Here is a 20,287-nt window from a genome sequence, read left to right on the forward strand (position 1 = left end):
GTCGCGCGTGGGACGGTACCGATCGACCATGGCCGGCCCCCGCCTCGAACGGGGCGTCGACGACCGGAGGTCCTCATGAGTGTCACCGTCCGCATCCCCACCATCCTGCGCGCCTACACCGGCGGCCGGGCCGAGGTGACCGCCGAGGGCGCCACTCTCGGTCAGGTCATCGAGGACCTGGAGCGCCGGCACACCGGCATCGCCGCCCGGGTCCTGGACGACCAGGGTCGGTTGCGGCGCTTCGTCAACGTCTACGTCGACGACGACGACGTCCGGTTCGAGAGCGGGCTGGAGACCGCGACCCCCGATGGGGCGGGCGTGTCCATCATCCCGGCGGTCGCGGGCGGCTGACCGGGCGTCGACCCGGCCCGCGGCGACGTGGAGTGGCCCCGGGGACCGCTTCCGCGAGAGATGCGGAGGCGGCGATTCCGCGGGATTGAACGCGGTACAGTTGGGGAACGCGCCCTCGTTCGTGAAGTCGGGGGCCTTCGAATTCTGCCGTGCTCCCGTCGATATGCAGCCAAACTGCGGGCGGCCTTCGCGGCTTTCGCTCCTTTTGTCCGGCCCGGATTGCCCGGTAATCGTACTGATTGTCGTGAGGTTGTGGGTCGGCCGCGTCCTGAATTCTCGTCCGATTGACCTGTTGCCGACGGCAGTCGGACAGATACATTCGGCCGCGGTCGACGCGTTCCGGCGCACGTCCCCGTCCGTTGGGGGGCGAGGTCTGACCCGGATCCGCGAAGTGCGGATCCGCGCAAGGGCCAGTAATAGGGGAGTTGGCATGGCTCAGGGCACCGTCAAGTGGTTCAACGCGGAGAAGGGGTACGGCTTCATCGCGGTCGACGGTGGTGCGGACGTATTCGTCCACTACAGCGCGATCCAGATGGACGGATACCGCACCCTGGAAGAGGGTCAGCGGGTGGAGTTCGAGATCTCGCAGGGCCAGAAGGGGCCGCAGGCCGACATGGTTCGCGTCACCGCCTGAAACGTGGGGTCGACCGTGACCGGTCGTCTCCGAGAGGGTCCGCACCCGCGCGGGTGCGGACCCTCAGGCGTGTCCGGGCCCGCTCGCCCCGGTCGGACGGGTCCGGCGACCGTGCGCGAAGGCGGCGAGTCGGTGGCACGGATCCCGCCGAGCCGGTGTGACGGGACGGCGGCACCCGGGCGGCCCGGACGCGCCCGGCGGGGGTGCGGGCCCGGGGTGTCGCGGGCCGACGGGCCTCGACCCGCCCGCTTCCCGACGGGTCGCTTCGTGGAAGCGCCTTGCACTCGGCCGGTGCGAGTGCTAACTATTGGCGTTAGCACTCTGAAGGTGAGAGTGACAACGAAGGACCGGGTCGGTGAGGCCCGTGAGCCGGGTGGGGCAAGGAACCACACGGTTCGCGAGCCGTCCGTCGCGGGCGCGGGCGCGGTCCGAAGGAATCACCCCCAGTCCTGGAGGGACCACTTCACATGGCCAAGATCATCGCGTTCGACGAGGAGGCGCGGCGCGGCCTCGAGCGCGGCATGAACCAGCTCGCGGACGCCGTCAAGGTGACCCTCGGCCCCAAGGGCCGCAACGTCGTCCTCGAGAAGAAGTGGGGCGCCCCCACGATCACCAACGACGGCGTCTCCATCGCCAAGGAGATCGAGCTCGAGGACCCGTACGAGAAGATCGGCGCCGAGCTGGTCAAGGAGGTCGCCAAGAAGACGGACGACGTCGCGGGCGACGGTACGACCACCGCCACCGTGCTCGCCCAGGCCCTGGTCAAGGAAGGCCTGCGCAACGTCGCCGCCGGCGCCAACCCGATGGCCCTCAAGCGCGGCATCGAGAAGGCCGTCGAGGCCGTCTCCGCCGCCCTGCTGGAGCAGGCGAAGGACGTCGAGACCAAGGAGCAGATCGCCTCCACGGCCTCCATCTCCGCCGCCGACGTCCAGATCGGCGAGCTGATCGCCGAGGCCATGGACAAGGTCGGCAAGGAAGGCGTCATCACCGTCGAGGAGTCCCAGACCTTCGGTCTGGAGCTGGAGCTCACCGAGGGTATGCGCTTCGACAAGGGCTACATCTCGGCGTACTTCGCCACCGACATGGAGCGTATGGAGGCCGTCCTCGACGACCCGTACATCCTGATCGCCAACTCCAAGATCTCCAACGTCAAGGACCTGCTCCCGCTCCTGGAGAAGGTCATGCAGTCGGGCAAGCCGCTGCTGATCATCGCCGAGGACGTCGAGGGCGAGGCCCTGTCGACCCTGGTCGTCAACAAGATCCGCGGCACCTTCAAGTCGGTCGCCGTCAAGGCCCCCGGCTTCGGCGACCGCCGCAAGGCCATGCTCGGCGACATCGCCATCCTCACGGGCGGCGAGGTCATCTCCGAGGAGGTCGGCCTCAAGCTGGAGAACGCGACCCTGGACCTCCTGGGCCGCGCCCGCAAGGTCGTCATCACCAAGGACGAGACGACCATCGTCGACGGCTCCGGCTCGACCGACCAGGTCAACGGTCGCGTCAACCAGATCCGCGCCGAGATCGAGAACAGCGACTCGGACTACGACCGCGAGAAGCTGCAGGAGCGCCTGGCGAAGCTCGCCGGCGGCGTGGCCGTCATCAAGGCCGGTGCCGCCACCGAGGTCGAGCTGAAGGAGCGCAAGCACCGCATCGAGGACGCCGTCCGCAACGCCAAGGCGGCCGTCGAGGAGGGCATCGTCGCCGGTGGTGGCGTGGCCCTGCTCCAGGCCTCCCAGGTCTTCGAGAAGCTGGAGCTCGACGGTGACGAGGCGACCGGCGCCAACGCCGTGAAGCTCGCGCTGGAGGCCCCCCTCAAGCAGATCGCCGTCAACGGTGGTCTGGAGGGCGGCGTCGTCGTGGAGAAGGTGCGCAACCTCCAGGTCGGTCACGGCCTGAACGCCGCGTCGGGCGAGTACGTCGACATGATCGCCGAAGGCATCATCGACCCCGCCAAGGTGACCCGTTCCGCGCTGCAGAACGCCGCGTCGATCGCCGCGCTGTTCCTCACCACCGAGGCCGTCATCGCCGACAAGCCCGAGAAGGCCGCTCCGGCCGGCGCCCCGGGCGGCATGCCGGGCGGTGACATGGACTTCTGATCCTCCAGAGGATCGGTACCGTCCTTTCCGTGCCGAGGGCGGCACCCCTGGACTTCACCAGGGGTGCCGCCCTCGGGCGTGTCACGGATCACTACGCCGCTCTTCCGGGGGCGGGAATGGCCTTGTACGGCAAGGGGGTTGAGGAGACAGCGGTCTGTGCGCGCGCACAGACCGGCCAGTCGTCGTCGACCCCACGAGGAGTCCCCCGTGACCGTCACCGCAGTCGGAGCCGCCGAGGCGGCCTCGCGCGTGGCGCGGATACTCGCCCGCCCCCTCGCCCTCAACGGACTCACCGTCCCCAACCGCGTCGTGATGGCGCCGATGACCCGGATGTTCTCGCCGGGCGGCGTCCCCGGCGAGGACGTCCTGTCCTACTACGCGCGCCGCGCCGCCGCGGGCGTCGGACTCATCGTCACCGAGGGGACCTACATCGGCCACGAATCGGCAGGACAGAGCGACCGGGTGCCCCGGTTCCACGGCGAGGAGCAACTCGCGGGATGGTCCAGGGTCGCCGAGGCCGTCCACGCCGCGGGCGGCACGATCATGCCGCAGTTGTGGCACATCGGCATGGTCCGCCGGCCGGGCGACCCGCCCGTCGCCGAGGCCCCCGCGATCGGCCCCTCCGGGATCGCCCTCGGAGCCGACGAACCCACCGGTCGGGCGATGACCCAGCGGGACATCGACGACGTCATCGGCGCCTACGCCGAGGCCGCCGCCGCCGCGCAGCGCGTCGGCTTCGACGGCGTGGAGATCCACGGAGCCCACGGCTACCTCGTCGACCAGTTCCTCTGGTCGGGCACCAACCGCCGCACGGACGCCTACGGCGGCGACCCGGTGGCCCGGACCCGGTTCGCCGCGGAGATCGTCACCGCGGTCCGCGAGCGCGTCTCGCCGGACTTCCCCGTCGTCTTCCGCTATTCACAGTGGAAGCAGGAGGCCTACGACGCCCGCCTCGCGTCGACCCCACAGGACCTGGAGGCGATCCTCGCCCCCCTCGCCGAGGCCGGCGTCGACGCCTTCCACGCCTCCACCCGCCGCTACTGGCTCCCGGAGTTCGACGGATCGGACCTCAACCTGGCCGGGTGGACGAAGAAGCTGACCGGCAGGCCGACCATCACCGTCGGATCGGTCGGCCTCGACGGCGACTTCATCAAGGCCTTCCAGGGGCAGGGCGCCGAACTGGGCAGCCTCGACAACCTCCTGGACCGCATGGAGCGCGACGAATTCGACCTCGTCGCCGTCGGCCGCGCCCTGCTCCAGGACCCGCTGTGGGCCGAGAAGGTCCTCGCCGGCCGCTTCGACGACCTCGCTCCCTACTCGGCCGAGGCCATCAAGTCCCTCAGCTGAAAGCCCTGTTACCCGCGCGTAGACTCCGAGGGATGACGACGAATCGACTCGCGGGACACGTGGTGGGCACCACCGCCGGCGCGGTGCGCGGGCGGTGGGAGGACGGCCTCGCCGTCTTCCGCGGCATACCGTACGCGGACCCACCCCTCGGCGCGCACCGCTTCGCGGCACCCCGTCCCCCCTCGGCGTGGGACGGGGTCCGCGAAGCCGATGCCTTCGGGCCCCCCGCGCCGCAGGAGCCCGCGCTGCCGGGCGCGGTGCCCCCGGCCCACGCCTCCGGCGACGCGTGGCTCACCGTCAACGTCTGGACCCCGGACCCCGACCCCCTCGCCCGCCGCCCCGTGATGGTCTGGATCCACGGCGGTTCCTACCGGTCGGGCCACTCCGGCAGCCCCGGCCACGACGGCCGCCACCTCGCCCGGGACGGCGACGTCGTGGTCGTCTCCCTCAACTACCGCCTCGGCGTGGAAGGATTCGCCCGGATCGACGGTGCGCCCGCCAACCGCGGTCTGCTCGACCAGGTGGCCGCGCTGGAGTGGGTCAGGGACAACATCGCCGGCTTCGGCGGCGACCCCGACCGGGTCACCGTGTTCGGCGAGTCGTCGGGGGCCGGGTGCGTGGCGTCCCTGACCGCCATGCCGAGCGCGGCCGGACTGTTCCACCGGGCCGTGGCGCAGAGCATGCCCGGGACCTTCCTCTCCGACGAACTGGCCCGCGACGTGGCGCGCGCCCTCGCCGCCGAGGCGGGCCTGAGCCCCACCGCCGCCTCCCTCGCCACCACCGACCCACGCGCCCTGCCCGCGGCCGGCCAGGCCCTGTCCGCCCGGATGCCCCGGCACGCCGCCCGCTGGGGACGCCTCGCCCCCACCCGCGTTCCCTACGCGCCCGTCGTCGACGGCGAGGTCCTGCCGACCACCCCCTGGCGGGCGCTGGCCGCCGGCGCCGGGCGGGGCCCCGATCTCCTCGTCGGGCACAACCGCGACGAGTTCCGGCTGTTCGGCGCGCTGTCCGGGGCCGGCGAGGTCGGCCCCGTGAAGGCCGCCCGCACCCTGCGCCTCTACGCCCCCCGGATCGACGGCCCCGCCGCCTACCGCTCGGCCTACCCCGACGCCACCCCGGCCGACCTGTTCGAGCGCGTCCAGAACGACTGGCTGTTCGTCGTGCCCGCCCTCCGCCTGGCCGAGGCCGCCCTCGCCGGCGGCGGGCGCGCCCACGTCTACGAACTGACCCTCCCCGCCCCGGCGGACCCCGCCCTGGGCTCCCCCCACGCGTTGGACGTGCCCCTGCTCTTCGGCACCTTCCACGCCGACCTGGGCGTGCTCTTCTTCGCCGGCCGGGACCCGAGCCCCGCGATCACGGAACTCTCCACCCTGATGCGACGCGCGTGGGGGTCGTTCGCGGCGACGGGCGACCCCGGCTGGCCGGCGTACGACACCGAGCGGCGTACCGTGCGGGTGCTCGACACCCCGCCGCGGGTCGCCGGCCACCCCGAGGAGACCACCATGCGTCTTTGGCGGGGCACGGAGATCGAACCCCTGCCCCTCCTCGACTGAGCGCGCGCCGCGAGGGCGCACGGACACGGCCGGCGGGCGGAGCGCGCTCCGCGCCGGGCCCCGGCGTCCCTCACACCGGCCGGTCGGGCTCCGCCCGCACCGGGACGCCCCACACCCGCACCACCTCGTAGTCCGTGAACTCGTGCACCAGCCGGTACGCGGGCGCCGCGCGGGGAGCCCGCCGCCGCGCGGCGAGATACGCCTCCGCCTCGCGGCGGTCCCGGCGCGGCGTTCCGCACAGCTGCCAGGCCCGGCCGTTCCACAGCTCCGGCAGCCAGCGCTGCTGGGGCCTCGGGCGCTCGGCGCGCACGCCGTAGCGGGAAGGCGTGGGGTCGGCGGGCCGGCGGGGCGGGGCCGGGCCGTCGAACTCGGCGCGCCGGGCGGCCCGACGCCGCGTCTCGCAGAGCAGGCACAGATCGGGCGCGCTCTCGTCCACCGGTCCCGTCGGGTGCTCCGGGCAGCGGGTGGTGGGGGGCGCCGTCGTGACGCTCGCCTCCAGCAGCTCCAGGGCGCGCCGCAGATCGGCGCCCACCTCGTGGAGTCGGGCCTCCGGGGCGTCCGTCGTCAGTTCCTCGCCGTGCTCACCGAGGAGACGCAGAGCGCGGCCCAGGGCGGTCAGCTGCGCGTGGTTCATGGGGCTCAGAATCGCACACGGCGCCGACACCGCCGAGGCCGAAGAAGTACGTCGCCGCGAAGCCCACCGCGTACCCGGTCAGGAGGCCGCCGACGTAGACGCCGAGCGTCACCCAGGGGCCCGAGGCGCCGGCCAGAAGCGGGAACAGCGCCCACCCGGAGGGGCCGATGGCGGTGGCGCCGACCTCGGTGCCCAGCATCGCGAACCACCCGACGAAGGCGCCGCCCGCCGCCCCGCCCACGCACGCGGTGAGGAAGGGACGCCCCAGAGGCAGCGACACGCCGTAGATCAGCGGTTCGCCCACCCCCAGCAGGCCGGCGGGGAGCGCCGAACGGATCGTGGCGCGCAGCGAGGCGTCGTGACGCAGCCGGACGTACACCGCGGCGGCGGCGCCGACCTGACCCGCGCCCGCCATCGCCAGCACCGGCAGTAGAACGGTGTGCCCCTGCTGGTCGATGAGGGTGGTGTGGAGCGGGATGAGGGCCTGGTGGAGACCGAGCATCACCAGGGGCAGGAAGAGTCCGCCGAGCAGCAGACCGGCCGGCGCGCCCGCCGTCGACAGCAGCCAGCCGGCGGCCGTGCCGATCGCCGAGGCCACCGCGCCCGCCGCCGCCATGAGGACGTAGAGCGTGAGGAGTCCGGAGACCAGCACGGTCAGCGTGGGGGTGAGCAGGACGTCCAGGGTTCCGGGGAGCCGGGACCGGCACGCCTTCTCCACGGACACGCCGAGCAGGGCGGCGGCCAGCGCGCCGAGGACGCCGCCCTGTCCGGGGGAGAGCGGGGTTCCGAGGGCGGTCACCTCCGCCACGCCGGGGTAGACGACGACGGCGGCGACCGCGCCGCCCAGGATCGGCGTGCCGCCGAACTCCTTGGCCGTGTTGTGGCCCACGAACACCGCGATCAGCGCCATGAACGCCGAGGAGAGCGCCGTCAGCGCCGGGGTGAGGCCGGGCAGCCACCCGAGGTTGCGCAGCAGTCCCGCCACCCCGGCGAGGATGCCGCAGCCGATGAGGGCCGGGATGAGGGGGACGAAGATGTCGGCGACGCGGCGAAGGGCGCGCTTGAGAGGTGTGCGGTTGCGACGGCCCCGTGCCGCCCGCATCTCGGCCCCCCGCGCGGCCAGCCGCTCCGCGGTGCCGGGGGGCCCGGGTGCGGCCGACTCTCCGAGCGGGTCGGGGGTGGCCTCCTCCCCGAGCAACCCCTCGAAGGCCCGCGTCACCGGGCCCACCACCCCGGGCCCCAGTACGACCTGGTAGGTGTCGCCGTCCTCGACGACGCCCAGCACGCCCGGCAGGGCGCGCAGGTCGGCGTCGCGGACCCGGGAGCGGTCGAGGAGCGTCAGCCGCAGACGGGTGACGCAGTGGGCGACGGAGACGACGTTGGCGGGGCCGCCCACGAGGGGGAGCAGCGCGGCTGCGGCGGAGCGCGGGTCCTGGTGCACGGACCGAGCCTGCTGCTCAGTCCGCTGCGGCTGCCAGCGCGGCGCGCAGCCGACCCGCGGAGTCCTCCAGAAGGCGGGCGGCCGTCGGGCCGTCCACATCGGCCAGCAGGGTCAGGATGGCGTGCTTGACCCGACCGCCGTTGGCGGCCAACGCCCGCTCGACCTCGTGGTCGGGCGCGCCGGTGGCCAGCGAGACGATGCGGCGCGAGCGGGCGCGCAGCTTCTCGTTGGTGGCGCGCAGGTCGACCATGAGGTTCCCGTACGTCTTGCCGAGTCTGATCATCGTGATCGTCGACAGCGTGTTGAGGACGAGTTTCTGGGCGGTCCCGGCCTTCAGCCGGGTGGAGCCGGCGATCAGCTCCGGTCCGACGACCACCTCGATGCCGTGGTCGCACGCCGCGGCCAGGGCGCTGCCGCGGTTGCACGCCAGCCCCACCGTCAGGGCGCCGCGGGCGCGGGCGTGTTCCACCGCCCCCAGCGCGTAGGGCGTGCGGCCCGAGGCGGAGATCCCGACCACGGTGTCGTCGCGGCCGATGCCGAGCGCCTCCAGGTCGGCGCGGCCGGCCTCGGCGGAGTCCTCGGCGCCCTCGACGGAGGAGACCACCGCCCGGCGCCCGCCCGCGATCACCCCGACGACCTGTCCTGGGGAGGTCCCGAAGGTCGGCGGGCACTCGGCGGCGTCCAGTACCCCCAGCCTGCCCGCGGTGCCCGCCCCCGCGTGGACCAGCCGGCCGCCTCGGGCCATGCGGGCCGCGACGGCGTCGACGGCGGCGGCGATCTCCGGCAACCGTTCGGCGACCGCGGCGGCCACGCTCGCGTCCTCGGCGTTCATCGCCCGGGCGATGGCGAGGGTGTCCAGGCGGTCGATGTCGGCCAGTTCGGGTCGGTACGCCTCGGTGGTCAGGGTGTCCAGCCTCTCGGCCGGCCCGGTTCGGCGGGGGGTCGCGTTCACCTGGTCTCCTCGGGGATGCCCGGGGCCCCGGCGCGCTCGTGCCGGGCGACGGTCCCGGTCCGGCGGCCTCGGCGCGGGCGCGCGGGCCGCCGCGTCACCCGGGACGTCCGTTCCGGGACGGGCCCATCATCGTCCGCCGCCGCCCTCGGCGCCGGCGGAGCGGCCGGCCGCGGCACCCTCGGCGCGGTGCGGAGGACAGGGTGCGGAGTGCGCACAATGGGGGGCATGGAACACCCCCTCAGCCCGCCGGAACGGGCGCTGCACGCCGCCCGGGCCCTCGTCCTGGCCGACCTCGCCGCCGGCGCGGTGGCAGAGCCGGACGTCGTGTCGCTGGTCGAGGAGTCCGTCACGCACCGCCGCTGGTGGGTGGAGCAGTGGCCCGAGGGCGCCGCGTTCCTGCCCGGCCTGGTGGCCCAGGACGTGCAGGACGCGCTCCTGGAGCGATACGGCCGCTGGCCGGTCTGCCCGGTGTGCGAGCCGGGGGACCCGCACGCGCTGGACGTCGATCCCGAGCTCGGCGAGGACCCGCACTGGGTGTGCGCGGAGGCGGGCGTGCGGGTCGCCCCGCTGGGCGCGCTGGGCGGCTCCGCCGGGAGGGACGCCCGATGACCCTCTACATCGACCCGCCGACCTGGCCCGGCCACGGGCGCCTCTGGTCCCACCTGATCAGCGACGTCTCGTTCGCGGAGCTGCACGTGTTCGCGAGCCGGCTCGGGGTGCCGGGGCGCGCCTTCGACGGCGACCACTACGACCTCCCGGAGCACCGCTACGCGGACGCCGTCGGCGCCGGCGCGGTCGAGATCGGCAGCCGGGAGGTGGTGCGGTTGTTGCACGGCGCGGGCCTGCGCCGGCGGCGGGGAGGGCGCGCGTCGATCGGCTCCCGGCGCTAGCGCGGACGGGACGCGGGCGGTGGTCCGGGCATCAGGGACCGCTCCCGGTGCCGGTGTCCGGGTCCGGGGGGTGCGGGGCCGCCTCGCGCAGCTCGGCCGCGAGGTTGCGGCGGGCGGCCGGTTCCCAGGCGCGCCGGCCGTGCGGTGTCCGGAAGAGCCGGGGGAGGGCCAGGAGTCGGCGCAGCAGCTCGGCGCGGCCGGCGCGGAAGACGTCGTCCGGGACGAAGGCGTACTCGGCCCGGACGGCCGCGGCGTAGGCGGCGTATTCCGGCGGTGATCCGGCGAGGACCGCGAGGTCGGCGTCGCAGAGGACCTGCCCGTCGCGATCGTCGGGCTCCGGGTCGTGGGTGGCGGTGAGCCGCACCAGCCGCGCGACCCCGGCGGTCTTGTCCTCCGGTACCCCGGCCTCGCGCAGCGCCCGCTCGGCCAGGCGCGCCGAGCGTTCCTCGTTCTCGGACCGGTCGGGCCGGTACACGGCGTCGTGGAACCAGGCGGCCAGCCGCACGACGTCGGGGTCGGCGGCGTGTTCCCGGAGCAGGTCGATCCGGTCGAGGACGGCGGTCAGGTGGTCGAGGGTGTGGTATCGGCGCTGGGGCTCGCGCCAGCGGGCCATCAGGTCCTCGGCGTACGGGGCGGGGTCGGGGCCGGCGCCGCCGCGTGCCCGGTTCAGGGCCGCCGCGAAACGCTCGGGCGTGGGGTCCGGGTCCGTCATACGCCCATGGTGGCCGGTCGGTCCCCGGAACGGTCGGTCGGGTCCAGCCGGGCGGGCAGAGGGCGGGCGTGGGTCACGATCAGGCCCGAGACGGCGCGGGTCAGGCAGACGTACAGCCGCCGCAGCCCGGTGCGCTCGTCGGGTTCCCCCTCCACGACGGCCGCGGGTTCCGCCAGGACGACGTGGTCGTACTCCAGTCCCTTCGCCAGTGACGCGGGGACGAGGGCGAGCCGCGCGCCCGGGGTGGTCGGTTCGCCCGGGCGCAGGTGCCCGACGCCCGCCGCCGCGAGCGCCTCGGCCAGTTCCGGGACGGCCGCGTCGGCGGCGATGAGACCGACCGAGCCCTCCCGGGCGAGCATCTCGCGGCAGGCTGCCACGGTGTGGGTCAGGCCGGAGGCGGGGTCGGTGGCGCGCACCTCGAAGAAGCCCGGGTTCACCCGCGCGGACGCCACCGGGGTCAGGTCGGGCGCGATGTGCGGGATCAGTCGGGAGGCATAGGCGATCACGTCCCCGGGGACGCGGAAGCCGGCCGTCAGCTCCTCCACGACGCCGTCGGCCTTGCCGAGGTGGACCAGGGCCTGTGACCAGCTCGGGGTGGCCCAGGGCGTGGTGCCCTGCGCGAGGTCGCCGAGGACGGTGGCGCTGCCCGTGGAGCAGCGGCGGCCCACCGCCCGGTACTGCATGGGGGAGAGGTCCTGGGCCTCGTCCAGGACCACGTGCCCCAGGGACGGGGTGCGCTCGACCAGGTCCATGGCCTCGTCGATCAGCACGGCGTCCGCGGGAGACCACGGGGCGGCCCTCGTCGACCGGGGACGCCGCGGCCACACGATCGCCCGCTGCTCGTGCGCGTCGAGGACGCCCCGGGCGTGGGTGGCGAGGAAGTCGGCGTCCGAGAGCAGGCGCAGCACCAGTCGGGCCGGGTCGACCGCGGGCCAGACGGCGCGGACGGCCGCCTTGACCGCGCGGTCGCGGGCCACCGCGTCCTGTACCCGGTCGTCGGGGGCCTCGCCGGCCTCCTCCATCCGGACCAGGACCGCGTGGGCGATCCGCCGGGGCAGCGCGGCCCGACCGGCGTCGTACCGCAGGCCACGCTCCGACAGCTCGGTCACCAGGCCGTCGACCTCCTCCGCCGGTATCCGCAGGCGCCGGGAGCCGCGGACCACGACCACCGGCTCGGTGGCCCGGGCGACGTGTGCGAACAGGGCCCGGCGCACCACCGCGGCCATCCGCGCGTCGCCCTTGATCATCGCTGCGGCGGGGGTGTCCGTTCCCCGGATCGTCACATGCGACACGAGGTCCTCGACGGTGGCCTGGCGCACCGACAGCTCGCCCAGGGCGGGGAGGACCTGCTCGATGTAGTGGAGGAAGGACCGGTTCGGTCCGACCACCAGGGTGCCGGTGCGGGCCAGCCGCTCCCGGTGCGCGTACAGGAGGTAGGCGAGCCGGTGCAGGCCGACGGCGGTCTTCCCGGTGCCCGGCCCACCCTGGACGCAGACCGTGCCGCCGAGGCCGGCGCGCACGATCCGGTCCTGCTCCGGCTGGATGGTGGCCACGATGTCGCGCATCGGGCCGACGCGCGGTCGTTCGATCTCCCGTTGGAGCAGCCGGCCGCCCTCCGGTCCGCGGTCCGGGTCGGTGAGGTGCTCGTCCTCGTAGGCGGTGAGGTCGCCGCCGGTGTGGCCGAAGCGCCTTCGCAGCGCGACGCCGAGCGGGTCCCGTCTGGACGCCCGGTAGAAGGGCAGGGAGACCGGCGCCCGCCAGTCGACGACCATGGGGTCGCCGGAGGTGTCGTGGACGTGCCGGCGGCCCACGTGGAACCGTTCCCCCGCGAAGTCGCCGGTCTCGGACGGGTCGGCGGGGGGCTCGTAGTCGAGGCGCCCGAAGAACAGGGGGGTGTCCTCCCGGTCCGCCAGCTCCTCGACGCGCTTCTCGATCCGGCGCCCCAGGGCGGCGGCGGCCACCCGGTTCGCCGCGACGTCGCCGATGTCGAGGGACTCGGCGTCCTCCCGCATGGCCCGCAGCGCCGCCCGGGAGGCGGCGAGGTGGGCCCGCTCGCGGGCGAGCGTCGGGTCGGGTCCGGCCGAGGCGTCGGGCGCGTCGGCGTGTGCGGGCGTGGGCATGGGACTGCCTCCGGGGGTGGTGCCGGCGTGGACGGTCGCGGGCCGGGCGCGATGGGCGCGCGGCGCGGTGATGCCGGCCGGTTCCGTCCGGGCGGCGGCGCTCCGGGGAGGAGGCGGGCGGGAGGGGCGATTCTAGGGAGCCGTGCGGTCTTCGCGCCGGCGATTTGCGTTCCGGCGCCCGGCTCGGCCCTCCCCGGTGTCCGACGCCCGGATTCGGTCCGCGGACCGAGGCCGGGCGGTGGCCGGGAGTCGCACACTGGAACCATGAGTGCGACGACCCTCTTTCCGGCGGCGGCGCCGGGCCGCCCGTCGGGCGCGACGGCCGTCGTGGGCGGCCATCGCCATCGGCTCGGCGACGCCCTGCGCGCCGTGCGGGTGTTCGTGGGGGCCGCGTTCGACGTGGTCGTCCTCGGCGAGTACGGCGAGGAGGCCGGTGTCCGCGGCCGGTGAGGCCGCACCCGCCCCGCCGCGGCGGCCCCCGGGTCACCGGGTGCCGTCGGACCCCGGTCGCGCCGGGGCCCCGGAAGGCGCGGGCCGCGGGGAACCTCGCCGACGGGCTCAGTCCGACAGCAGGTCGTGGGCGTCGACGATGCGGTACGCGTAGCCCTGCTCGGCGAGGAACCGTTGGCGGTGCGCGGCGTAGTCCTGGTCGACGGTGTCCCGGGCGACGACGGAGTAGAAATGTGCCTGGTGCCCGTCGGCCTTGGGCCGCAACACCCGGCCCAGGCGCTGTGCCTCCTCCTGGCGTGAGCCGAAGGTGCCGGACACCTGGATGGCCACCGTCGCCTCCGGCAGGTCGACGGAGAAATTGGCCACCTTGGACACCACCAACACGCCGATCTCGCCCTCCCGGAAGGCGTCGAAGAGCTTCTCCCGCTGCGCGTTGGGCGTCTCGCCCTTGATCACCGGCGCCCCGAGATGCTCCCCCAATTCGTCGAGCTGGTCGATGTACTGCCCGATGACCAGGGTCTGCCGGCCGGCGAAGCGGCGTACCAAGGCCTCGGTGACCTTGCGTTTGGTCTCCGTCGTCGCGCAGAAGCGGTACTTCTCCTCCGTCTCCGCCGTGGCGTACGCCAGCCGCTCGGACTCGGTGAGGTCCACCCGGACCTCGACGCAGTCGGCGGGCGCGATGTAGCCCTGCGCCTCGATCTCCTTCCACGGCGCGTCGAACCGCTTGGGACCGATCAGGGAGAACACGTCCGACTCCCGGCCGTCCTCCCGGACCAGCGTCGCGGTGAGGCCGAGGCGGCGGCGGGCCTGGAGGTCGGCGGTGAACTTGAACACCGGGGCCGGAAGCAGGTGCACCTCGTCGTAGACGATCAGGCCCCAGTCCCGGGAGTCGAACAGCTCCAGGTGCGGGTAGACGCCCTTCCGCCTCGTCGTGAGCACCTGGTACGTGGCGATGGTGACCGGCCGGATCTCCTTGCGCGCCCCGCTGTACTCGCCGATCTCGTCCTCGGTCAGCGACGTCCGCCGCACCAGTTCGTGCTTCCACTGCCGGGCCGAGACGGTGTTCGTCACCAGGACCAGTGTGGTGGACCGGGCCTGGGCCATCGCCCCCGCGCCGACGAGCGTCTTGCCGGCCCCGCAGGGCAGCACGACCACGCCGGACCCGCCGTGCCAGAAGTTCTCCACCGCCTGCTTCTGGTACGGGCGCAGCGCCCAGCCGTCCTCGGCCAACTCGATCGGGTGCGCCTCGCCGTCCACGTACCCGGCGAGGTCCTCCGCCGGCCAGCCCAGCTTCAGCAACGTCTGTTTGATCTGGCCCCGTTCGGAGGGGTGCACGGCCACCGTGTCGGGGTCGATCCTGGCGCCGACCAGCGGGGCGACCCGCCGGGACCGGAGCACCTCCTCCAGGACCGGACGGTCGGTGGTGGTCAGGACGAGGCCGTGCGCGGGGTGCTTGGCGAGGGTCAGCCGGCCGTAGCGGTCCATCGTCTCGGCGATGTCGACGAGCAGTGCGTGGGGCACCGGGTAGCGGCTGTACGTCACCAGCGCGTCGATCACCTGCTCGGCGTCGTGACCGGCCGCGCGCGCGTTCCACAGCCCCAGCGGGGTCACCCGGTAGGTGTGGATGTGCTCCGGTGCCCTCTCCAGCTCGGCGAAGGGGGCGATGGCCCGTCGGCAGGCGTCGGCCGTCTCGTGGTCGACCTCCAGCAGCAGGGTCTTGTCGGACTGGACGATCAGGCAGGACACGTACACCTCCGGACGTGGGACCGCTCCGTGACGGACGACACACCGCGACGGCTCGTGAGCCGCCCCGTGCCCGACGCCGCCGGGGCGTCACGGCGGGTGTGCCGGGACCGCGCGTCGCCCTCGGAGTGGGACTCCCGCGCGCAAACAGGGAATTCTACCCCGCCGGGCGAACCCGCCGGGCGAAAAGGGCGTCGTGCGGCGGCGCCCTAGTGCTGGACGCCAACGCGGCTCCGCCGGGGACCGGGCGTCGCGAGCGGCGGCATCGAGTTCGTCACCTCGATGCCGGTGTGACGACGGGTTCCGGGCTTGCCCCTTCGATCGGGTGAATCCGTGGTTCCGGTATGTGCCTGTGGAGCGGATGGGGGTGCCGCGTCCGCTCCTCGGCGGGGCCGCAGGGTCAGGGCCCTCCGGCCCTGTCGGCCGACCCTCGGGTCGGTCTCGCGGTGGGGCGGGCGCCGAGACGTGGCGATTACGCCTTGTTGTCGAATGGCTACTCTCTGAGTGCACGTCATCGGGCTCGACATACAGGGAGCAGCATGTTCACGTACACGTGGTCCCGGCGCGCGGCCGTCGCTCTGGCCGCCGTGACGACCGGGGCGGTGACGGCCGGCGTCGCCGTGGCCGTCGCCGACAACGTCAGGGCGCCCTACGCTCAGGCGGGGGCCACCGTCGACTCCAAGGGGGAGATCCGCAGTGCCAAGGGCGTGGAGGAGGTGAGGCGACTCGGGCCTGGCGAGTACTGCGTGGTCTTCACCGACCCTGACTTCCACCCCGCGCGGGTGCTGCCCAGCGTCAGCGCCCTGCAGCGCGCCCGGATCGTCAACTACACGTGGGCCGCCGGGTGTGGCGCCGCCGAGCACGCGGCGAAGGTGTGGACCACCGATCACAGCGGCGCGGTCGCGGACTCCTGGTTCTCCATCGTCGTGCACTGACAGGCGCCCCGCGCGGCGGTGATGTCCGGGGTGGCGGTCGCGATGCTCGCGTCCGTCACCACCGGACCGCCTGGCGCCGCGCGGCCTGCGCCCAACGCGGACTCGCGCCGTCAGTCGGCGCCGTCCCGCGGTGGGGCCTGGGCCTCGGCGACCCCGGTGATCCGATGCAGCGGGTAGGTGCGGACCTCGTCGGCGGTGTGGTCGAACACGGTCGCGAAGCCCCCCTCGACACGGACCGGGGCGACCAGCCGTCGGGTGGCGATCCCCCCGGCGTCGACATGGCCGATCCACAGGGTGCCACCGGTCAACGCGGCCGCCTGGACGGCGGCCAGGGTGTCGGCGGCGTCCGTCCGGGGAGCGACCCCCTCCGCCCCGCCCGCCGCTTCCGCGCGGCGCGGGCCGACGTCGGCCCGCAGCGCCCGGACGGTGGCGGCCAGCAGCGCCTCGTCCGGGACCGGCGGCCCGTCCACCACCGGTCGCGGAGCCGCGCGGGGCGGGGTGCGGCGGCGCTCGGCGCGGGCGACCACCACGTCCCCCTCGGCGGACTCCGCCGCCGGCGCGAACCCCATCGCGCGCAGCCCCTCCAACAAGGACGCCGGGTCCGCCCGCGCGGCCAGCACGGTCGGCGCCAACGACCGCAGCCCCAGGCCGGCGGCGCGCCGGTCGGCGAGGATCTCGCGGACGGTGGCGTCGTCGTCGCACCGCACGTACGCCGAGGCGGCTCCCACTCGCAGCCGCCCGTGGCGTCGGGCCACGTCGTCGATCAGGTACGTCAGCGGCTGTGGCACCGGTGTCCGCGCGTGGGCGGCGAGGAAGGCGTGCAGTTCCTCGGCGGTCCGACCGGAGTCGAGCGCCCGGCGGACCGAGCCGGGCGTGAACCGGTACACGGTGGCCCCGCCGGTCGACTCGACGTCCGCGGCGACCCGCAACAGCTCCGCCAGCCCCGACTCCAGCGGTCCCGGCGCCACCGCCGTCAAGTCCGCCTGGAGCAGGACGTGGTCCAGTGGCTCCGGCAGCAGCGGGGCGAGCAGCCGGGCGGCCTCCTCCGCGGCCTCGCCGACAGCGCCGCCCGGCGGGACCGGGGTCGACCCGCGGGCGGTGCGGCGGGCGGGCGGCCGGCCGTCGGTGCCGCCCGCGGTCCGCGCCGTCCCGCCCGGAGGCGACGCCGGGCACCCGATCAGCGCCCGGCCGTGGGTCGACAGCGCCCCCCGCCCGGTGACCCCGAGGAGTTCCGCCTCCAGGAGCGCCCACCGCGCCAGCCGGGTCCGCAGGTCGTCGTCGTCCTCGCGGCGCGGGCGCTCCCAGCGCAGCCGGGCCGTCACCGCCTCCGTGTCCGCGGCGGCGCCCTCGGGCAGATCGGCGAGGAGCGTCAGCACCCGCCGCCGCACCTCCGGGGCGGCCGAGCGGTCCAGGCCGGGGCCGAGCGCGGTGTGTCCCCGATCCCTCGCGTCCTCGCCGCCGACCAGGCCCGGAGTCCGCGTCGAGGTCAGCCAGGCGTCGGCGAGCAGCGCCCAGCGCCGGGCGGCGGGCAGCTCGCGCCAGGCGTCGTAGGCCGGGGTGGCGGCGTAGTGCTCGTCCTCCGCGCCGTCGGGGGCGAGCAGCCCGGCGCAGTAGGCCGACTCCAGCCAGAACGCGGCGACCGGCTCGGACACCTCCAGGTCGGCGGCGGTGCGCCTCAGCTCCCGCACGCTCAGACCACCGGCCCGCAGCACGGCCGGGCCGCCCTCGTCCCAGCCTCGCAGCAGCTCCTCGACAGTGCCCAGCGCGGCCAGCGCCTGCCCCGCGGCGGCGCCGTCCGCGGACGGCGGGGGGTGGGAGCGGGCGGCGGTCACCGGCGGTGCCGAGGGGCGGGGCTCCCGGTGCGCCCTCCCGCCCCGCAGATGCAACGCGACCTCGCGCGGGAGCACCACGGTCCCCGGCGCGGTCGGCAACAGCAGCCCCCGGTCCAGGAGCAGACGGAGCCTGGGCGCCGGGTCGGCGGTGATCTGTCCGTAGGGCGGTCCCCAGGCGAGGCGGTCCAGCACCTCCCGGGAGTCGGGAGGGAGCGCGGCCAGCAGCCTCGCCATCCGCTTCCGGTCGCGAAAGAGCGCGGTCAACTCCGTGACGGCGGAGACGGAGTCGTGGGTGGCGGGCAGGCCCGCCGTCGCGAGCAGCGTCTGGACGCGGCCGGGGGACATGCCCGCCGCCGCCTCCCGGACATCGGGCCCGAGGCCGGTCGGGGACGGTCGGCGGGCCGCGGGGGCGAGCAGCTCGCGCGCCGTGCGCACCAGGCGAAGCCGATCGTCCCCGCCCCACAGCAACGCCTGCTCGTGCAGGACGGCGCGGGCCCTCGGCAGGGCGGTGGCGACCTCGGGGTCGGGATCGTCCCCGGCCATGAGCCCCAGCAGCTCCCCGAAGGTCGCCGGGTCCGACGCCACCGCCAGCGCCTGGGCGGTCTGCAGGGCGAACAGGTCCAGGCGTTCCAGCGCGCGGACCACCGAGGCGCGGGTCCCGGCCCGCGTGGCCAGGTCGGTGAGGTCGGTGGGGACGGGGGTGACGAGGTCGGGACGGGCGCGCAGCAGGGCGGCCAGCGAGGCGTCGTCCCTGGCGCGCAGGTCCTCGGCCAGGGACCGGGGGGCCGGGGGCTTGTCCTCGGTGCTCATCCGCCCCACGGTAGCCGCTGGGGGGCGGGTGGGGGCCCGCGTCGCGCCGAGCACCCCGCCCGGCCGTGCGGGTAGCGTGCTCCGACGGGTCATCAACACCGCGCCGCTCGGGAGGGTTCGTGGGGATCGAGAGCGACCAGACCGTCTACGAGTATCTGAGCCGGGTCGGGGACGTCGCCCAACGGCGGCAGATGACGGCGTCCGACCGGGCGCGGTTGGTCTCCCGGCTGCGCGACGAGATCGACGGACGGCGGGCGAAGTCGGCCGACTCTCCGGCCGCCGTGCGCCGCATCCTGGGGCGGCTCGGCACCCCGGACGAGGTGGTGTCGGCCGCGTCCGGTGGCCGCGACGACGGACCACGCACCCGGGGGCCGGGGCCCGCCGCGCCCCCGGAGGGCGCCGTCGGCCCGGCGGGGCGGACCTCCGCCGCGGGCGGTGTCGGCCGGCGGGCCCGCGTGTTCGCCGGCCGACCGACGGCGGGGGACCTCCCCGGGCCGCCGGCGCCCGCCGAGGGTCCGCCGGCCGCCGGTGCCTCGGCGACTTCCGTCGGGCCGGGGCCCGTCTCGGGCGCGGCGCGGGCCGGCGGGTCCGGTGAGGCGGATCCGCCTCGGGTGACGGCTGGTGCCGGTCCACCGCCCGGCGGGGTGCCGCCCGCCGGTTCGGCGCCGGGCGACCTCGTCGAGGAGCGGGACTGGTGGCGGGTCCGGCACCGGCCTCCGGAGGTCGGGGAGGGCGTGCCGGGGTTCGTCGGCGGCGTGCGGATTCCCCGGCCGTACCGGTGGGAGGGGGCGGGGGACCCGGTGCCGGGAGGAGGCGAGCCGGGCCCCGTGCCGGAATCGGGGTCGAGGGTCGTCCCGAGCCCCGGTCCGGGAGGTGGGGCGGCGGCCGAGGCCGCGCCCGGTCCGCCGTCGACGGCCCGTCGCGCGCGGGCCCTGTGGTCCGGGATCGGCGGGCGGTCCCCGTTCCTGCTGTGCGCGGCGGCCCTGCTGTTCGTCGGCGCCGCGCTGGGCAGCCTGGTGCCGCTGGCCCTCGGCTGGTCGATCGTCCTGTTGTCGCGGAGGCTGACCCCGGCGCAGATCAAGTGGGCGGTGCTGGGCGTTCCCGGGGCGGTGGCCGCCGCCGCGGGGCTGTGGCTGTGGGGCCGGGCGGACGACCGGTGGGGCGATCCGGTGGCTTCCGGGGAGTTGGGCGTCGTCGTCTCCGAGGCCTGGCCATGGGTGCTGCGCGGCGCGGCGGTGGCCTCCGCGCTCTACCTGGTGTGGCGGGCCCGCCGGACCGGTTGACCGCCACGGGGCGACGCGGCCCGCGCCGTGGCGACCCGGTGGTCCCCGCGCGCGCCGGGATCGCCCGGGTCGACCCGGTGCCGGCGTCGTCTACCGGGTGGTGCCGCGCGGCCCGGCCTCGCGGGCCCGCCTCCGGTCCGCCGCGATCGACCGCAGCAGGCCGGCCGCGGCGATGGCGAAACCCGCCCCCATCAACATGCTCATCCCGAACATGACGGTGGGGAAGGGCTCCGTTCCGAGAAACAGCGGGGTCACCGTGGCGAGAGTGGCCAAGGCGCCGACGATGAAGACGATCGCACCGGCGCGGACCAGTCGGTCACCGGGCCCGGTGGAATTCGTTGGGGTTTTGTCACGCACCCGACCAGGGTAGTTCCCAGCCCGAGGGAACGACCGGGGGACGTCTTGTCACCCGGTGACAGACCACTAGCCTGGACACCGGCGGGTCGCTAGGGCCCGCCAGAGTGCTATCAGAAGCCGTTTCCGTAGCATTTTCCCGACGAGTACGAG

At 75.0% G+C, this 20,287-nt stretch carries 18 protein-coding genes; 10 read left to right on the forward strand and 8 right to left on the reverse strand.

Annotated features, from left to right (window positions below; genetic code table 11):
• Positions 1 to 75 precede the first annotated feature (75 nt).
• The 5 genes from JEK78_RS12315 (at position 76) to JEK78_RS12335 (ending at position 5,978) form a co-directional block, all read left to right on the forward strand.
• Positions 76 to 351, forward strand: a complete 276-nt coding sequence (locus tag JEK78_RS12315; protein WP_200258435.1) for a MoaD/ThiS family protein — start codon at positions 76 to 78, stop codon at positions 349 to 351.
• A 430-nt stretch (positions 352 to 781) separates the two neighbouring features.
• The gene (locus JEK78_RS12320; RefSeq protein ID WP_004986573.1) at positions 782 to 985 is read left to right on the forward strand and encodes a cold-shock protein; all 204 of its coding nucleotides are present in this window, start codon (positions 782 to 784) and stop codon (positions 983 to 985) included.
• Between the two features lie 467 nt (positions 986 to 1,452).
• Complete coding sequence (gene groL / locus JEK78_RS12325; protein ID WP_200258437.1) at positions 1,453 to 3,078, forward strand: chaperonin GroEL; 1,626 nt, start codon at positions 1,453 to 1,455, stop codon at positions 3,076 to 3,078.
• 207 nt (positions 3,079 to 3,285) lie between these two features.
• Positions 3,286 to 4,425, forward strand: coding sequence for an NADH:flavin oxidoreductase (locus JEK78_RS12330; protein WP_200258440.1), 1,140 nt, complete (start codon positions 3,286 to 3,288; stop codon positions 4,423 to 4,425).
• Between the two features lie 32 nt (positions 4,426 to 4,457).
• Positions 4,458 to 5,978 carry a carboxylesterase family protein gene (locus tag JEK78_RS12335; protein WP_200258443.1) on the forward strand — a complete coding sequence of 507 codons (1,521 nt, stop codon included), beginning with the start codon at positions 4,458 to 4,460 and terminating at the stop codon, positions 5,976 to 5,978.
• Positions 5,979 to 6,048: 70 nt separating this feature from the next.
• Here the strand turns inward: JEK78_RS12335 and JEK78_RS12340 are convergent, their stop codons facing one another.
• From JEK78_RS12340 to murQ, 3 genes are read right to left on the reverse strand one after another with little or no spacing between them, the layout of a single operon-like run.
• Positions 6,049 to 6,612 (reverse strand): hypothetical protein, encoded by a 564-nt coding sequence (locus JEK78_RS12340; protein WP_200258446.1) that lies wholly within the window; start codon positions 6,610 to 6,612, stop codon positions 6,049 to 6,051.
• Positions 6,560 to 8,053: a PTS transporter subunit EIIC gene (locus JEK78_RS12345; RefSeq protein ID WP_242483048.1), complete on the reverse strand. Its 1,494-nt coding sequence runs from the start codon at positions 8,051 to 8,053 to the stop codon at positions 6,560 to 6,562. The genes JEK78_RS12340 and JEK78_RS12345 overlap by 53 nt, the downstream gene beginning before the upstream one ends.
• 16 nt (positions 8,054 to 8,069) lie before the next feature.
• A complete protein-coding gene (gene murQ / locus JEK78_RS12350) occupies positions 8,070 to 9,005 on the reverse strand; it encodes an N-acetylmuramic acid 6-phosphate etherase (RefSeq protein ID WP_200258451.1) in 936 nt (311 codons plus the stop codon).
• Between the two features lie 225 nt (positions 9,006 to 9,230).
• Here murQ and JEK78_RS12355 point away from each other — a divergent pair, with 225 nt between their 5' ends.
• Entirely contained in the window at positions 9,231 to 9,614 is a 384-nt protein-coding gene (locus tag JEK78_RS12355; RefSeq protein WP_200258453.1) for a hypothetical protein, read from the forward strand.
• A complete protein-coding gene (locus tag JEK78_RS12360) occupies positions 9,611 to 9,895 on the forward strand; it encodes a DUF4031 domain-containing protein (RefSeq protein ID WP_200258455.1) in 285 nt (94 codons plus the stop codon). The genes JEK78_RS12355 and JEK78_RS12360 overlap by 4 nt, the downstream gene beginning before the upstream one ends.
• Before the next feature lie 31 nt (positions 9,896 to 9,926).
• Here the strand turns inward: JEK78_RS12360 and JEK78_RS12365 are convergent, their stop codons facing one another.
• Positions 9,927 to 10,607: a hypothetical protein gene (locus tag JEK78_RS12365; protein WP_200258457.1), complete on the reverse strand. Its 681-nt coding sequence runs from the start codon at positions 10,605 to 10,607 to the stop codon at positions 9,927 to 9,929.
• Positions 10,604 to 12,727 carry an AAA family ATPase gene (locus JEK78_RS12370; protein ID WP_200258459.1) on the reverse strand — a complete coding sequence of 708 codons (2,124 nt, stop codon included), beginning with the start codon at positions 12,725 to 12,727 and terminating at the stop codon, positions 10,604 to 10,606. Before JEK78_RS12370 ends, JEK78_RS12365 begins: the two co-directional genes overlap by 4 nt.
• Before the next feature lie 264 nt (positions 12,728 to 12,991).
• Here JEK78_RS12370 and JEK78_RS12375 point away from each other — a divergent pair, with 264 nt between their 5' ends.
• Complete coding sequence (locus tag JEK78_RS12375) at positions 12,992 to 13,177, forward strand: hypothetical protein (protein WP_200258461.1); 186 nt, start codon at positions 12,992 to 12,994, stop codon at positions 13,175 to 13,177.
• A 108-nt stretch (positions 13,178 to 13,285) separates the two neighbouring features.
• Here JEK78_RS12375 and JEK78_RS12380 read toward each other — a convergent pair whose 3' ends face one another.
• Positions 13,286 to 14,923, reverse strand: coding sequence for a DNA repair helicase XPB (locus JEK78_RS12380; protein ID WP_200258463.1), 1,638 nt, complete (start codon positions 14,921 to 14,923; stop codon positions 13,286 to 13,288).
• Positions 14,924 to 15,459: 536 nt separating this feature from the next.
• On the opposite strand from JEK78_RS12380, the gene JEK78_RS12385 reads away from it, so the two are divergent.
• A complete protein-coding gene (locus JEK78_RS12385; RefSeq protein WP_200258465.1) occupies positions 15,460 to 15,855 on the forward strand; it encodes a hypothetical protein in 396 nt (131 codons plus the stop codon).
• Positions 15,856 to 15,965: 110 nt separating this feature from the next.
• On the opposite strand, the gene JEK78_RS12390 is transcribed toward JEK78_RS12385, so the two are convergent.
• Positions 15,966 to 18,497 carry a helicase-associated domain-containing protein gene (locus JEK78_RS12390; RefSeq protein ID WP_200258467.1) on the reverse strand — a complete coding sequence of 844 codons (2,532 nt, stop codon included), beginning with the start codon at positions 18,495 to 18,497 and terminating at the stop codon, positions 15,966 to 15,968.
• A gap of 119 nt (positions 18,498 to 18,616) precedes the next feature.
• On the opposite strand from JEK78_RS12390, the gene JEK78_RS12395 reads away from it, so the two are divergent.
• Positions 18,617 to 19,780 (forward strand): hypothetical protein, encoded by a 1,164-nt coding sequence (locus JEK78_RS12395; protein WP_200258469.1) that lies wholly within the window; start codon positions 18,617 to 18,619, stop codon positions 19,778 to 19,780.
• Positions 19,781 to 19,870: 90 nt separating this feature from the next.
• Here the strand turns inward: JEK78_RS12395 and JEK78_RS12400 are convergent, their stop codons facing one another.
• Positions 19,871 to 20,137 (reverse strand): hypothetical protein, encoded by a 267-nt coding sequence (locus tag JEK78_RS12400; RefSeq protein WP_200258470.1) that lies wholly within the window; start codon positions 20,135 to 20,137, stop codon positions 19,871 to 19,873.
• Between the last annotated feature and the right edge of the window lie 150 nt (positions 20,138 to 20,287).

The organism is Streptomyces sp. HSG2 (assembly GCF_016598575.1).
Lineage (GTDB): Bacteria > Actinomycetota > Actinomycetes > Streptomycetales > Streptomycetaceae > Streptomyces.